At 43.5% G+C, this 14,854-nt stretch carries 16 protein-coding genes; 14 read left to right on the top strand and 2 right to left on the bottom strand.

Translation table 11 applies throughout. The annotated features are described in order from the left end of the window. Positions 1-8 precede the first annotated feature (8 nt). Positions 9-575, bottom strand: a complete 567-nt coding sequence (locus tag SHAL_RS16475; protein WP_041416503.1) for a YajG family lipoprotein — start codon at positions 573-575, stop codon at positions 9-11. A 213-nt stretch (positions 576-788) separates the two neighbouring features. On the opposite strand from SHAL_RS16475, the gene SHAL_RS16470 reads away from it, so the two are divergent. Both SHAL_RS16470 and SHAL_RS16465 read left to right on the top strand, forming a co-directional pair. Then, on the top strand, positions 789-1,346 hold the full coding sequence (locus tag SHAL_RS16470; RefSeq protein ID WP_012278263.1) for a porin family protein: 558 nt from the start codon (positions 789-791) through the stop codon (positions 1,344-1,346). Between the two features lie 227 nt (positions 1,347-1,573). After that, entirely contained in the window at positions 1,574-2,638 is a 1,065-nt protein-coding gene (locus SHAL_RS16465; RefSeq protein ID WP_012278262.1) for a DUF2804 domain-containing protein, read from the top strand. A gap of 106 nt (positions 2,639-2,744) precedes the next feature. Here the strand turns inward: SHAL_RS16465 and SHAL_RS16460 are convergent, their stop codons facing one another. Further along, positions 2,745-4,010 carry a methyltransferase gene (locus tag SHAL_RS16460; RefSeq protein WP_041416502.1) on the bottom strand — a complete coding sequence of 422 codons (1,266 nt, stop codon included), beginning with the start codon at positions 4,008-4,010 and terminating at the stop codon, positions 2,745-2,747. A 104-nt stretch (positions 4,011-4,114) separates the two neighbouring features. Here SHAL_RS16460 and SHAL_RS16455 point away from each other — a divergent pair, with 104 nt between their 5' ends. From SHAL_RS16455 to bfr, 12 genes are all read left to right on the top strand, one after another. After that, entirely contained in the window at positions 4,115-4,789 is a 675-nt protein-coding gene (locus SHAL_RS16455) for an alpha-ketoglutarate-dependent dioxygenase AlkB family protein (RefSeq protein ID WP_012278260.1), read from the top strand. 129 nt (positions 4,790-4,918) lie between these two features. Further along, positions 4,919-5,218: a BolA family protein gene (locus SHAL_RS16450; RefSeq protein ID WP_041416500.1), complete on the top strand. Its 300-nt coding sequence runs from the start codon at positions 4,919-4,921 to the stop codon at positions 5,216-5,218. A gap of 345 nt (positions 5,219-5,563) precedes the next feature. Continuing rightward, a complete protein-coding gene (luxS, locus tag SHAL_RS16445; RefSeq protein WP_012278258.1) occupies positions 5,564-6,073 on the top strand; it encodes an S-ribosylhomocysteine lyase in 510 nt (169 codons plus the stop codon). A 686-nt stretch (positions 6,074-6,759) separates the two neighbouring features. Beyond that, positions 6,760-8,094: a Na(+)-translocating NADH-quinone reductase subunit A gene (locus SHAL_RS16440; RefSeq protein ID WP_041416499.1), complete on the top strand. Its 1,335-nt coding sequence runs from the start codon at positions 6,760-6,762 to the stop codon at positions 8,092-8,094. Beyond that, positions 8,094-9,293 carry an NADH:ubiquinone reductase (Na(+)-transporting) subunit B gene (locus SHAL_RS16435; protein ID WP_012278256.1) on the top strand — a complete coding sequence of 400 codons (1,200 nt, stop codon included), beginning with the start codon at positions 8,094-8,096 and terminating at the stop codon, positions 9,291-9,293. The genes SHAL_RS16440 and SHAL_RS16435 overlap by 1 nt, the downstream gene beginning before the upstream one ends. Continuing rightward, on the top strand, positions 9,286-10,083 hold the full coding sequence (locus SHAL_RS16430) for a Na(+)-translocating NADH-quinone reductase subunit C (RefSeq protein ID WP_012278255.1): 798 nt from the start codon (positions 9,286-9,288) through the stop codon (positions 10,081-10,083). Before SHAL_RS16435 ends, SHAL_RS16430 begins: the two co-directional genes overlap by 8 nt. Next, complete coding sequence (locus SHAL_RS16425) at positions 10,083-10,715, top strand: NADH:ubiquinone reductase (Na(+)-transporting) subunit D (RefSeq protein WP_012278254.1); 633 nt, start codon at positions 10,083-10,085, stop codon at positions 10,713-10,715. The genes SHAL_RS16430 and SHAL_RS16425 overlap by 1 nt, the downstream gene beginning before the upstream one ends. 5 nt (positions 10,716-10,720) lie before the next feature. Next, on the top strand, positions 10,721-11,329 hold the full coding sequence (gene nqrE / locus SHAL_RS16420) for an NADH:ubiquinone reductase (Na(+)-transporting) subunit E (RefSeq protein ID WP_012278253.1): 609 nt from the start codon (positions 10,721-10,723) through the stop codon (positions 11,327-11,329). A gap of 45 nt (positions 11,330-11,374) precedes the next feature. Further along, positions 11,375-12,622 (top strand): NADH:ubiquinone reductase (Na(+)-transporting) subunit F, encoded by a 1,248-nt coding sequence (gene nqrF, locus SHAL_RS16415; protein ID WP_012278252.1) that lies wholly within the window; start codon positions 11,375-11,377, stop codon positions 12,620-12,622. 129 nt (positions 12,623-12,751) lie between these two features. Continuing rightward, a complete protein-coding gene (locus SHAL_RS16410) occupies positions 12,752-13,768 on the top strand; it encodes an FAD:protein FMN transferase (RefSeq protein WP_012278251.1) in 1,017 nt (338 codons plus the stop codon). 12 nt (positions 13,769-13,780) lie between these two features. Further along, entirely contained in the window at positions 13,781-14,002 is a 222-nt protein-coding gene (nqrM, locus tag SHAL_RS16405; RefSeq protein WP_012278250.1) for a (Na+)-NQR maturation NqrM, read from the top strand. A gap of 373 nt (positions 14,003-14,375) precedes the next feature. Further along, a complete protein-coding gene (bfr, locus tag SHAL_RS16400) occupies positions 14,376-14,843 on the top strand; it encodes a bacterioferritin (protein ID WP_012278249.1) in 468 nt (155 codons plus the stop codon). Positions 14,844-14,854 lie beyond the last annotated feature (11 nt).

The raw sequence follows: 14,854 nt of genomic DNA, 5'->3' as shown, positions 1-14,854 counted from the left end.
CCACGACGTTATTGCTGTATGAACTGATTAAGCTCAGGATCATTGATGATGTCGCGAGTGAGTTCGCCCAATAATTTATTCATCTCAAGCTCGAGAGTTGCAAAGTCGGCACTAAATGGACCTTTTAATAAGCCTTTTGCACGATAGCGTTTTGTGAGTTCTTGATTGGCGTTCTTAGCAATCACATTGATGATAATCTGGCTATTAGCTTCAAAACCGAACGTACCTTCTTCGACATCTGTTAGTAACTGTTCTAACTGGAACTGCATGTGATTGACTGAACTAGGGTCTATTCGGTATCCAGCCTGGGTAAAGCCATCCCTAAATACTTGGTCCATCTGTACTCTTGGCGCTTCACTCGGGCTCACTAAGCGTGCGGCCTTGTCGCCGTCGTTAAAGCGGACAATAAAGTTAGCTGAACGGGTATCAATCGTTTCTAATGCGACGGGAAGTTCTATTTCAGTTTGCTGAGTAATGTTTGGCACCTCAGGGTTTAACGCTATATGAGATGGACCTTGGCTAGCGCAGCCTACAAGTGAGATTGCAGCGGTAATAAGTAAAAGTAGACGTTTCATTATCATAATAATTTATCAAATTTGAAGTGGCATCAGCATACCAGAAGATGTTTGAGATTCCAGATCCAGCTTTTAATTTTTCTATTTGACTGCTTTAGGCTCATTAAAGGTGGATTGCGTTGTCAAAGCTATTGCAGTATTTTATTTGTGCGATTTACAATCAGTTAAGCGTGCGGTGTAACAGCTTTGTGTTGAGTGCATTAAGGGATTTATATGCGTATTTTTACAATGCTTTTTATGGGTTTGTTAAGTTGTAATGTTGCTGCAGAGTCTCCCCATATTTTTGGGGGAAGTGTTGGTTACGGTTTTCAAGATTTAGATAAATCTGAAAGTCACAGCAGTAGCGGTGGTGACAATTTTGTTGCTGACATTTATTACCGCTACATGTGGCACAGTAATTTTGGTATTGAGGCTGGATACTTTGCTGGTAGTGGCGGAGTTGCGAGTATCTTTACGGGAATTATTAGCAGTGTTACGGATATTGAGTACTCTGGGTATAGAGCGACTTTGTATGGGGAGTACAGGCTATCTGCAAGTAATCGTTTGTATGCAAAAGTAGGTGCTAGTGCAAATGAACTTTCCTATGACGTTGGTCGCTGGGGCAGTGACGAAGTGAGCCATATAGAAACGAATGGGACCGACATATATGCCGCAGTTGGCTGGGGACTCAGATTTAATTCTGGAATAGGAATTAATATCGAGTACCAATATGTGCCAGTACAAACACTCGAAGTACAGAATTTGAATATAGGCATGAGTTATCGCTTTTAATTCAAGGATTGTTCGTCAATTTTTGTAAAATCGGGATCAATTAATAAAAGCGCCATTAAGGCGCTTTTATTGTTTTTAGCTTGTTTTAATGTAACGATTATTTTGTAACTTATCGCAGCTTGGTTGTTGCACGTTTTTGCTGGAGTAATAAAAAAGTTCAGCAGCTTTTAACTGGCGTCACTTCCAGCTAGAGTAAAGGTGTGACGATGCTATTGGGAACTTGATTTATGCCAGAAAATAACCCGACTTGGACACCTAAATTACTGACCAGTGCCGCCGCACCTAATAGTCTGATTGATGATACAGGTTGCCCGGTTTATGGCCATTTCGATGGCCCGGTTGAGCAACTCGCCATCGATAAGTTTGCTTACTTTAATGAGATGGATAAGCCTGCATCCTCATGGTCTAAGTATTTTGACTATAAGCAGTTTCAATTTGTCAGCATAGTAACGCCTCACTTCGTTATCGGTATGGCGATAGCCGATATTCGCTACCTTGGCAGCGCATTTTGCTACCTGTATGACATTCATAGAAATAGGCTTATTGAAACCCGTTGGCTAAGACCGCTTGGGATGGGCTATCAGATGTCGTCATCACCTATGCAGGGATTGGCCAAGATAAAAGGTGCTAAGGGCGGGCTTGAGTTTGCTATTGAGCAGGGAGTGTGGCGAATTAAATTAGATGCCCTCGGGATTGAGGCCGATTTAACTTTGCATCCAACAGCCCTAAGCTTACCGATGGCGATGTGCAACCCGACAGGCTATAGCGGCTGGACCTATACCCAAAAGCACAATGCCTTAAATGTGAAAGGCAGTCTGTTGATTAACCACGAACCACAGCCCCTACAGCGAGTCACAGCTGGATATGATTTTAGCGCCGGATACATGCGCCGTGAAACCAGTTGGCGCTGGGCAAGTATTAACTGTTTAACGGAGCTGGGGAGCATTGGGCTTAACTTAGCGGCGGGCGTTAATGAGACAGGGTGTCATGAGAATGTGTTTTGGCATGATGGTGAGCGCCATCTGCTCGGCCCGGTTCACTTTGAGTTTATTCGCCAGCGAGACAAAACTGAACCTGTGGGACACTGGCGGGTTTATTCTGACAACGGCCAAATCGAGCTATTTTTTACTGCGCAAAATTGTCGCCAAGAAAAGTTAAATCTATGGCTCTTGAAGAGTAATTTCAGGCAATATCTAGGCTACTTTGACGGTTACATTATTGATAACTTTGGGCAAAAGCATCTGTTACAAGCCGTACAAGGCTTAACCGAAGATCATTTTGCTCTATGGTAGCTTTTGAATGTGAGGTGCAAAGCCATTTCCCTTTGCCCATAAGCCATTGCTTATAACAAAAACCACCTTATTAGAAGGTGGTTTTTATTTTCGAGGCTAGAATAGATCAGGCTTTTGGTTTGCCGTATAAGGCACTTTGCGGGTGTGGAACTTCAGTGTTAGCGTCAAGCTTTGAATTAAGATCTGACTCTTGTTCTAGTTCGGGTTCTAGGGCCTTCTTGCTGATTTTCTGTGCCTGCAAAATAACAAATTTTCCATTCGATGCGACTGTGGTGCAGTTTTTAAAAATACGCTGTAACTTAACGTGATACGCCAAGTGACGGTTACCCACCACATGTAAAATTCCGCCATTTTTTAAGCGTCTAAAGGCATCTAAGAACATCTGCCATGCGATATGGTCGGTAATCGCTTCACCTTGGTGAAATGGTGGATTACATAAGATTAAGTCAGGACGAAACCCTTCGCTCATATGAGTCAAGCAATCATCCCAGCCAAAGGTAGCTTGCTCACCGACTAGTGCCGGGTTATCTAATTTATTGAGAGCCCAGTTTTCTCTGGCAGAGGCAACTGCCATCTCTGAGTCATCGATAAAGTGAATATAAGCCTCAGGGAATACCTGCTTAGCGTGTAAGCCTAAAATACCGTTACCACAGCCTAAGTCGACTATCGATTTAAAGTCGCCTTTGGGCATGTTATCGAGCATGATCCGTGCACCAATATCGAGTTTGTTGGCGGCAAAGACGTTACTGAGGTTGGTGATCTGCAGTTTAAATTCAGGTACAGACCAAGTCGTCGCTTTTGGTAAGGGACGCACTTTACCATCGCTAATACAGGTGATCACGCGGGTTTTTTTCCACGTCAGGCTGGCGCTTGCCGCTCCTAAATTCTTCTCGATCGTCTCTAGCAGTGACTTATTGATCGATTTTGCTTTAGCGCCAATTAACACTCGGGTGCCTGCTGGCAACACATGTGATAATCGATTTAGCTGGTGGCTAAAGTAGTTGAGGTTCTTTGGCAACTTCATTAGTACCAACTCAAACCCTTGAGGCAGCTCATCACAACTGTTGACCCAGGTAAGGGTGTCTGTGGGTAACTGATTACGGCTAAGGTTCTGCGTCGTGCCCAATAAGCTGGTCTTAGCGTCAGTCTCTAATGTGAGTGCCCAGCTTGGGTCGATTGACAATAGACCTGCGGTCAATGCTCCGAAGTTATCATTGATAATCGCAGTGTTGATGTTGGTTTGTTCTGTATCGATTAAGTGCTTTATTAGGTGCTCATCGGCAGCGTCCCATGCCTGCAAGTTAGACTCTTGTCTGCTAGGGTAACGGAGGAGTTCGAGTTCAATACCCGATACTGAAAATTGTGTCGTCATATGCCAATAAGTACCAAATAAATTAGGGCGCATATTATCGCAGATTTATGATCTCAGGTATATGATGTGAATTATGATATCTGCTGCAGGTGAGAGGTTTGACGATGAAACAGGAGGATTTAGGGCTCGTTAGGTCTGATTTTACCGATTTGGTCCCCTCTCAACAGGCATTAGTGACTTCAGTTGCAAGAGCTAAGCCCGAATCTGAGCTGCCTTACAGCTTAATTAAGGGCTATCTCAATAGCGCGCAACAAAAGGCGCTGATAACAGAGTCTGTAACTTATCCGTTCACCCGCCCAGAAGTGTGCGTTTATGGTTCGCAGCATCCTATTCCACGTAGCCAGGTGTGGTTTGCCGATAAAGGGTGTGACTATGTTTATTCCGGTTTATTTATACATGCCCTGCCATGGCCTAAATATGCGTATAAGCTGCGGCAAAAATTAGCCCGAGAGTTCGGGCTTAATAGTAATGGAGTCTTAGTGAACCGTTATGCCGACGGCCACGAGTCGATGGGCTGGCATAGTGATGATGAGAAGGAGATTGAAGCAGGAAGTGATATTGCTTCTGTCACCTTAGGTGCTAGCCGAGACTTTTTCCTTCGCCATAAAAAGACCCAGCAAAAAATAAGTCTATGCCTTGATAGTGGGGACTTACTTATTATGCATTGGCCTATGCAAGCGGATTGGGAACACTCACTTCCAAAGCGATTAAAGGTGACAGAACCAAGGTTAAACTTGACCTTTAGGCGCTTGATTGTTGGTTTCCATCAAACACCTTAATGTGTGGTGTTAACGCGTATGAGCTATCAAAATTTGATGTAATCGATATCGATAGTGCTGCTAGTTGATCTTTAAAGGTTATCGCAGTAACCTGCCGCAGTCGCATTTATGCCTATTGAGAACATCGTTATGTCAGTTGAACAGATCATTACCGAAAAACTCACCGCTGCACTTTCACCATCTCACCTAGAAGTGATTAACGAAAGTCATAACCATCATGTGCCCCCAAACTCTGAAACACACTTTAAAGTGATTATCACCAGTAGCGAGTTTGAAGGAAAGCGCCTTATTGGTCGTCATCGTGCAGTAAATGAGGCATTAGCTGAAGAGTTTGCTCGAGGCTTACACGCATTATCTATGCACACATATACTCCGCAGGAGTGGTTGGTAGAGACAGACGTTCCCGTATCGCCAAAATGTAAGGGGTAACCCATCCTAAGTTAGCATCACGATTATAGAGTGAGCTAATTGAATTAAAGCCACGGCTATCGCTGTGGCTTTTTTGTATCTACTCACAGCTCAAGCGCTTTAAATAGTATTTAAAAGTCGTTGAAGAGCTTGTTGTGTTATCTAATGCTAATCACGTATTTTGTATGGTTTGTGTAGGCAGGTGTTTTTAAAATGATGCGATAATAGGAAGGGTTTACGGCGTTTTTATTGACTACGAAGCGGCAGTACGTAAGTATCACTTAAGATCAGAATAAGCTTACAGTCGATTAAGGCTGTAGCTAGCATTATGCTCATGAGCTATTAGGCCGAATTTGGAGAATTAAAATGCCGTTATTAGATAGTTTTACCGTTGACCACACACGGATGAATGCGCCTGCAGTGCGCATTGCTAAATCGATGGTGACGCCAAAAGGCGATACGATAACGGTATTCGATTTACGTTTTTGTGTACCGAATAAAGAGATCTTAAGTGAACGAGGTATTCATACTCTTGAGCACCTGTTTGCCGGATTTATGCGTGAACATTTAAACGGTGATAGTGTCGAGATCATCGATATCTCTCCTATGGGGTGTCGCACAGGGTTTTACATGAGCTTAATCGGCGCGCCGACCGAATCTATTGTCGCTGACTCGTGGCTTGCTGCCATGCAAGACGTGCTTAAGGTTGCGGTCCAGTCAGACATTCCTGAACTTAATGAATATCAATGCGGCACCTTTGAGATGCACTCACTTGAGCAGGCGCAAGAGATCGCCCGTAATATTATCGCATCTGGTATCAATGTTAACCGTAACGATGATTTAAGTTTGAGTGAGGAGATCTTAAAAGGCCTTTAACTGACGACATCTTGATTACTTGATTCAAAAAAAGACGGCTGCGGTCGTCTTTTTTGGTATTGGAGTTAATACCAATCACATATTTATTGTGATTGGTATAAGTCTGCATTTTGAAACTTTAAGAGCTTTTTATCATTAAATGCTCTATTTCATTGTTTTTATGCTGTGCCTCTCTGAGTAAAGAGAGCAAATTTGCTCTGCTTCATTCGGCTCTTTTTTTGGCTAAATTAAGGCTAATTACGCTTCAAATTATCGATTTAAGCCTGATATTGGCTGGAATTTGATTTTGTGAAGGTGATCTCGTTAGGGTAAATAATCGGCACTTGGAAGAATCTTGAATTTTTATTATTTTTAGCTTGTTACTGAGCAGTCATCTGTGGCAAAAGATAATTAACCTCTTTAATTGTATGGGGAATGTGGCCTGTGGCTATATTAATAAATTCTTAATCTGCACTGATATTTAGCCTGTTTGTTACAAAAACAACCATAACCTTTTAAAACCGTCACATTTTTCATGGCGAGCTTGTGAAATTTGGGGTAAACTGCGCGCGACCAGCGTGATTACAGTCGCACTTTGGCGATAAATCTGCGCTAGCTCAACACGAATTAGAGGTTTGTTTAAAAACTTGTGTGTTTAGCAGGAACGCGGCGCATTGTCTTTCCTTCATAACGTAGTGCTTATGGATATGATTACAATAAAGAAAGGATTGGACCTGCCTATAGCAGGCGGGCCAGAGCAAGTTATCCATGATGGTAAAGCCATCAAACACGTAGCTATTTTGGGTGAAGAGTATATTGGCTTACGTCCTACCATGAAAATTAAGGTGGGAGACAAAGTTAAAAAAGGCCAGGTTATTTTTGAAGATAAAAAGAACCTTGGTGTTAAATATACAGCTTTAGCCAGTGGCATAATTAAAGAAGTTAACCGGGGCGCTCAGCGTGTTCTGCAGTCTGTTGTTATAGATGTTGAAGGAGATGAAAGTATCTCTTTTACTAAATATAACGCCACTGCTATCGACACGCTTGAGGATCAGCAAGTACGTGACAACCTGATCCAATCAGGTTTGTGGACTGCTCTGCGTACACGTCCTTTCAGTCGAGTACCCGCAGTAGATTCTACCGCTGCCGGCATCTTCGTTACCGCTATAGATACCCAACCTCTTGCCGCAAACCCCGAAGTGGTTATCGGTGAACATAAAGAAGATTTTGCCAACGGACTTAAGGTTCTGTCGAGATTGACCGAAGGTAAAGTGTATCTGTGTAAAGCTCCTGGAGCCGATATTCCGGCTGCTAATGCACAGGTAGAGGAATTTGCAGGAGTACACCCTGCTGGCCTCGCTGGTACACATATTCATTACCTTCTACCAGCCTCAGTTAACAGAACTGTTTGGCATATTGGTTATCAAGATGTGATTGCTGTTGGTCAGTTATTCACTACCGGTGAGTTAAATACTCAGCGTGTAATTGCTATTACTGGTCCCAAAGCGTTGAAACCCAGACTCATTCGTAGTCAGCTCGGTGCTTCTACCGCAGAGATGTCTGCTGGAGAGATTGCCGATGGTGATGTACGTGTGATCTCAGGTTCGGTACTTAGCGGTCGCACCGCTAACGGACCGCATGCCTACTTAGGGCGTTTCCATCAGCAGCTCTCTCTACTTGAAGAGGGGAGAGAGAAGGAGTTTTTCGGTTGGGCCATGCCTGGACCCAATAAGTTCTCTATCACTCGCTCTTTTCTAGGTCACCTCTCTCCTTCTCGTCTATTTAACATGACGACAAGTACCGGAGGTTCTGATCGAGCCATGGTACCGATTGGTAACTATGAGCGTGTTATGCCGCTAGATATTCTTCCTACCATGCTACTTCGTGACCTTGTTTCTGGCGACTATGATGGCGCAGCAACTTTAGGTGCACTGGAGTTAGATGAAGAAGATTTAGCACTGTGTACTGTCGTATGCCCAGGTAAGTATGATTATGCAATTTATCTGCGTGACTGTTTAGATACGATCGTGAGGGAAGGCTAATGGGCTTAAAACAGTTTTTCGAAAATATTGAACCGCAATTTGAAAAAGGCGGTAAATATGAGAAGTTTTATGCGCTCTTTGAAGCTGCATATACGGTGTTTTATACGCCGGGTCTGGTGAACAAGGGGGCAACCCATGTTCGTGATAATCTCGACCTGAAGCGTATGATGATCATGGTGTGGGCTTGCGTATTTCCAGCTATGTTTGTCGGTATGTATAATATCGGACTACAGGCTCAAATTGCGTTAGCGAGTGGCTTTGGAACACCAGATGTTTGGCAGGTCGGCCTGTTTGGGTTGTTTGGTACCGAGTTGACAGCAAGCTCCGGTATCGCTGCCTTAATGTGGTATGGCGCTTGTTTCTTCCTACCTATCTATGCAACAGCGTTTGCCGTAGGTGGCTTCTGGGAAGTGCTATTTGCTTCGGTTCGAGGACATGAAGTTAACGAAGGTTTCTTTGTCACTTCAATCCTGTTTGCACTGACTCTACCGCCATCGATTCCACTTTGGATGGTGGCATTGGGTATCACCTTTGGTGTTGTTGTCGCTAAGGAAATCTTCGGTGGAACTGGGCGTAACTTCCTCAACCCAGCACTTGCTGGTCGTGCTTTTCTATTCTTCGCGTATCCGTTAAGTATGTCGGGTGATACCTCTTGGGTCATTGCCGATGGCTACTCTGGTGCCACGGCACTTAGCCAAGCGGCTCAAGGTACCCTTGAGCTTGGCATTAACCAAGATTGGTGGGATAACTTCCTCGGCTTTATTCCTGGTTCGGTCGGTGAGGTTTCAACCTTAGCCCTGCTACTTGGTGGTGCGGTTATCGTCTATATGCGAATCGCTTCATGGCGCATCATAGCCGGTGTGATGGTCGGTATGATTGCCGTCTCAACGCTCCTCAATGTAATTGGTAGTGACACAAACCCTATGTTTGCAATGCCTTGGTACTGGCACTTGGTACTCGGTGGTTTTGCCTTCGGTATGATGTTTATGGCAACCGACCCTGTATCGGCCTCATTTACCAATAAGGCAAAATGGAGTTATGGGATCTTGATTGGTGCAATGGCGATATTTATTCGTGTCATTAACCCAGCATTCCCAGAAGGTATGATGTTGGCCATTCTGTTTGCCAACCTGTTTGCACCGCTGTTTGACCATTTTGTGGTTCAGGCAAATATCAAGCGGAGGATCGCCCGTGGCTAGTAATAAAGATTCGTTCGGCAGAACTCTCTTTGTGGTTGTCGGTTTATGCTTTATCTGTTCGGTTTTTGTATCAACCGCAGCGGTATTGCTACGACCAATTCAGATAGAGAATAAATTGCTCGATAAGCAGAAGTATATTCTTGAAGCTGCAGGCCTTATCAATACTAAAGTTGATAAGCTTGATAAAGCTGAAGTGCTTGCGACTTATGCTAAGTTTGTTGAAGCTAGACTTGTTGACCTAAAAACAGGTGAATGGGTTGAAGGTGATGCAGATTCATTTGATGCAGATAAGTCAGCTCGTGACCTGAAAAACTCATTCATACCACAAAATGACATCGCATCAGTAAAGCGTGTTGCTAATACCGCGGTTGTCTATGTGGTCAATAATGAGCAGGGCCAACCTAGAACCATTATCTTACCGATTAAAGGTTATGGTCTTTGGTCAACCATGTATGCATTCCTCGCGATTAAGCCTGACATGAATACCATTGAAAGTTTGGTTTACTATGCCTTTACAGGCTCTGGTGAAACGCCTGGTTTGGGAGGGGAGGTTCAAAACCCTCAGTGGATGGCGAAGTGGCATGGTAAAAAGCTTTATGACCCTCAAGGTAATTTAGCTATTCGCGTCACTAAGAATCCATCAGTTGCAGCTTCTGAGTACGGTGTCGATACGCTGTCTGGTGCGACGTTGACCGGTAACGGTGTTCAAAACTCACTTGAATTCTGGTTAGGTAAAGAGGGCTTTGGTAACTTTATCGAGAAGTTTCGTCGTAATGGAGGGCTGAGCTAATGGCTAACGCTAAAGAACTTAAGCAGGTCCTGACTGGGCCAATTGTGAGTAACAACCCGATTGCCTTACAAGTATTGGGTGTATGTAGTGCACTTGCTGTAACCAGTAAGATGGAAACGGCATTGGTTATGACGATAGCGCTAACCGTTGTTTGCGCATTCTCTAACCTGTTTATCTCAATACTACGTAACCATATCCCCAGCAGTGTGCGTATTATCGTCCAGATGACCATTATTGCATCACTGGTAATCGTGGTTGATCAGGTGCTACAAGCTTACGCTTATGATGTTGCTAAGCAATTATCTGTATTTGTTGGTTTGATCATTACTAACTGTATCGTAATGGGACGCGCCGAAGCTTATGCGATGAAAACGCCGCCAATGATGAGCTTTATGGATGGTATCGGTAACGGTATTGGTTACGGTGCTATTTTGCTCTCAGTTGGTTTTATTCGTGAACTCTTTGGTAATGGTTCGTTATTTGGTGTCGAGATCTTAAGCAAGGTTTCAGATGGTGGCTGGTACCAGCCTAACGGTCTGCTACTGCTACCACCGAGTGCGTTCTTCTTAATCGGTATGTTGATCTGGATCATCCGTACTTATAAGCCAGAGCAAGTCGAAGCAAAAGGGTAAGCGCGATGGAACATTATATTAGTTTGCTAATTCGCTCTATTTTCATCGAGAATATGGCTCTCTCTTTCTTCCTGGGGATGTGTACATTCCTAGCGGTTTCAAAGAAAGTGACCACAGCGATGGGATTGGGTATTGCAGTTGTAGTGGTACTGGCGATTTCAGTTCCGGTTAACCAGATCATCTATCAGGGGCTGTTAGCGCCTGGTGCATTAGCTTGGGCTGGTCTTCCGGAGGCTGACCTAAGCTTCTTGAAGTTTATCACCTTCATCGGTGTGATCGCTGCACTAGTACAGATCCTTGAGATGGTGTTGGATAAATTCTTCCCGCCACTCTATAACGCTCTGGGGATCTTCCTTCCACTTATCACCGTAAACTGCGCAATTTTTGGTGCGGTATCTTTCATGGTTGAACGTGATTACAGCCTAGTTGAGAGCATGGTGTTTGGTGTGGGTTCAGGACTTGGTTTTGCATTAGCTATTGTCTTGTTAGCTGGTATCCGTGAAAAGCTGAAATATGCTGATGTGCCTGACGGGCTACGTGGCTTAGGTATTACCTTTGTTACTGCGGGTCTAATGGCGCTTGGATTTATGTCGTTTTCTGGTGTGTCCCTATAACAGGGAGCCACTGGGTTCTTATTTCGGACTTTTAAGGATAAGTTAATGGATATTCTTAAATCTACTCCGCTCGAGGTTTACCTCGGTGTGAGTATGTTTACTGCTATTGTCTTAGGTTTGGTGTTAATTATTTTATTTGCCAAGTCAAAGTTAGTGAACAGTGGTGACATTACAATTGGTATCAATGATGACCCAAAGAAGGGCATCAAATTACCTGCAGGTGGTAAATTGTTGGGTGCACTTGCGGATAACGGTATCTTCGTTTCCAGTGCTTGTGGCGGTGGTGGTACCTGTGGTCAGTGTAAAGTACACGTAAAATCGGGTGGTGGTGATATTTTGCCAACCGAGATGGACCATATCACTAAAGGTGAGGCTCGTGAGGGCTGTCGTTTATCGTGTCAGGTGAACGTTAAAACCGATATGGAGATCGAGCTCGAAGAGGAGATCTTCGGTGTTAAAAAGTGGGAATGTACCGTTATCTCTAACGATAACAAGGCCACTTTCATCAAAGAGCTTAAGCTTCAAATCCCTGATGGTGACACGGTTCCTTTCCGAGCTGGTGGTTATATTCAGATTGAAGCGCCAGCCCACCATGTTAAATATGCAGATTTTGATATTCCTGCAGAGTATCGTGGTGATTGGGAGCATTTTGGTTTCTTCAACTTAGAATCGAAAGTTGATGATGAGACAATCCGTGCATACTCGATGGCGAACTATCCTGAAGAGGAAGGTATCATCATGTTGAACGTGCGTATTGCGACGCCGCCTCCACGTAACCTGTCACTGCCTTGTGGTAAGATGTCTTCGTATATCTTTAGCCTCAAAGAGGGCGATAAGGTGACAATTTCAGGTCCATTTGGTGAGTTCTTCGCTAAAGAAACTGATAATGAGATGGTTTTTGTCGGTGGTGGTGCAGGTATGGCGCCGATGCGCTCGCATATCTTCGATCAGCTTAAGCGTCTTCATACTAAGCGTAAGATGAGCTTCTGGTACGGGGCACGTTCTAAGCGTGAAATGTTCTATGTTGAAGATTTCGATGGCCTAGCGGCAGATAACGATAACTTCCAATGGCACGTTGCTCTTTCAGACCCTCAACCCGAGGATAACTGGGATGGTAAGACAGGGTTCATTCATAACGTTCTTTATGAGAGCTATCTCAAAGATCATGAAGCGCCAGAAGATTGTGAGTACTACATGTGTGGTCCACCAATGATGAACGCTGCTGTAATTGCTATGCTTAAAGATCTTGGTGTCGAAGATGAAAATATCCTATTGGATGACTTCGGTGGCTAACCGCTTCTTATAAAGTTACAATCCGCAAAAGTGTCGTCATCGAGTGTGGAAAGTGGAGGTTGATAAGCTCATGCCACTTTCCTTTCTAAGCCCTCGATAGTCTTAAGTGGAATATAAGGATTTAGGTCAATGCAAAAGATCTTGGTGAAATGGTTAGCAGTTATTGGGCTAGCCTTTTTTATTTCAGCTTGCTCAAAACCGCCCGAAATTATCTCTTTGTCTGGCAACACGATGGGGACGACTTATCATATTAAGCTTGTACCTAACGACGAGATGCCTGATGCACAGTCATTGCAAACAGAGATCGATTTAGCCCTTGAAAAGGTGAACGATCAGATGTCGACATATCGTCCTGAATCAGAGTTGTCTCAGTTTAATCAGATGATCCATAATGAGAATATGGAAGTATCGACCGATACGGCTAAAGTGATTGCCGAAGGCTTAACGCTTTATAAAAAAACCGATGGTGCCTTAGATATTACCTTAGGCCCTTTAGTTAACTTATGGGGCTTTGGCCCAGATAAAAGGCCGACGCAAATTCCATCTCAGCAAGAGATTGATTTGGCTATGGAGCGCATGGGTATTGAGGAGATTGCTGTTGATGGTAATAAAATCAGCAAGCAAAATCCTGATATCTATGTCGATCTATCTTCGATTGCAAAAGGCTTCGGTGTTGATAAAATAGCCGCCTTATTGGATAAGTATAACCTGACCGGATATTTAGTTGAGATTGGCGGAGAAGTCAGCCTTCATGGCACTAAAGCCGATGGTTCATTATGGCGTATTGCGATAGAGCAGCCAGATGATGACGGAACTGAGATCCAGCAGATAATTTCACTCAAAAATATGGCGATGGCAACATCGGGTGATTATCGTAATTATTACGAGGAAGACGGCAAGCGTTTTTCACACCTGATCGATCCTCGTACAGGCTACCCAATAAACCATAGATTAGCGTCTGTGACGGTACTGCATGAAGAGTGTATGATTGCAGATGGTTACGCGACTGCTATGATGGTGTTAGGTACTCAAGCATCACTAGAGCTGGCTAAACGCGAGCATCTAGCGATAATGCTTATTGAAAAGCAAGATGATGGCTTTAAAGTTTTCTATAGTGAAGCTTTCAAACCTCTCGTTACTCAGTAGTTGGAGTCGAATATGAGCACATTTATTGCGGCTTTTGTCGTGTTATTAGGTTTCTTTTTCTTAATGTCGATAGGCTATTTAGTCAAACGAAAAGCTGTAGAAGGAAGCTGCGGTGGTCTAGGTGCGCTCGGAATAGAGAAAGCATGTGATTGTGATGATCCATGTGATAAGCGCAAAGCCAAAATGGCAGAACAAGAGCGCCGAGAAAAGTTAGAACAGAATCGTATTATCTAGCTCGATTACTCTGCGCAAATTAAGGTTCCTTCGTTGGAGCCTTTTTTATTTTTAGCCTTAAACCACCTACTTTAGTCGATCTTATTTTTATAATTTTTGTTGCTAATAACCTTCTTCATTACCACTTTTACAGCTATTGATACTCCCCCTCCGTTTTTCTTCGCCTGTTCAATTTAAATCAAAATGACGTTAATACACTAGTTTTACTAGATAAAAACCTTGCAGAAAACTTGATAGCTCAACTAAGAATTGTAGTGATAATGAAAATCACTAAGGTTATTAAATTGTTGATATTTAACCTTATTTGTATTTGGTTGTTTTTTGCTCTAGGTTGTAAGTGTTGATATAGATCAATTTAACTAAGGATGAACAGATGAAAGGACAACCTAAGGTCATTAGTCAGCTTAATAAGGTGCTGACCAGCGAGCTTACCGCTATCAATCAATATTTTCTTCATGCGCGTATGTATAAGAATTGGGGATTAGGTGAACTAGACGAAAAGGCTTACAAGAAATCCATTCAGGATATGAAGCATGCCGATAAGTTGATTGAGCGAGTGTTGTTTCTTGAAGGACTGCCTAACCTGCAGCAGTTAGATAAAATTCGTATCGGTGAACATAGCCAAGAGATGCTCGAGTGCGACAAGGTGATGCTTGAGGAGGAGTTGTTAGTCCTTAGAGATGCTATCGCCCTATGTGAGCTGGAGTCCGATTATGTTAGCCGAGATATTCTAGAAGACTTGTTAGAAGATGAAGAAGGGCACTTAGATTGGTTAGAGGCACAGCTAGAGCTTATTTCCTTAACAGGTATTCAAAACTACCTACAGTCAAAGATAGATTAACCGGAGAACGT

Origin of the sequence: Shewanella halifaxensis HAW-EB4 (genome assembly GCF_000019185.1) — a bacterium.
Classification (GTDB): domain Bacteria; phylum Pseudomonadota; class Gammaproteobacteria; order Enterobacterales; family Shewanellaceae; genus Shewanella; species Shewanella halifaxensis.
Note: the sequence above shows the minus strand (reverse complement) of the source record. Positions and strands in the feature narration are given on the sequence as shown.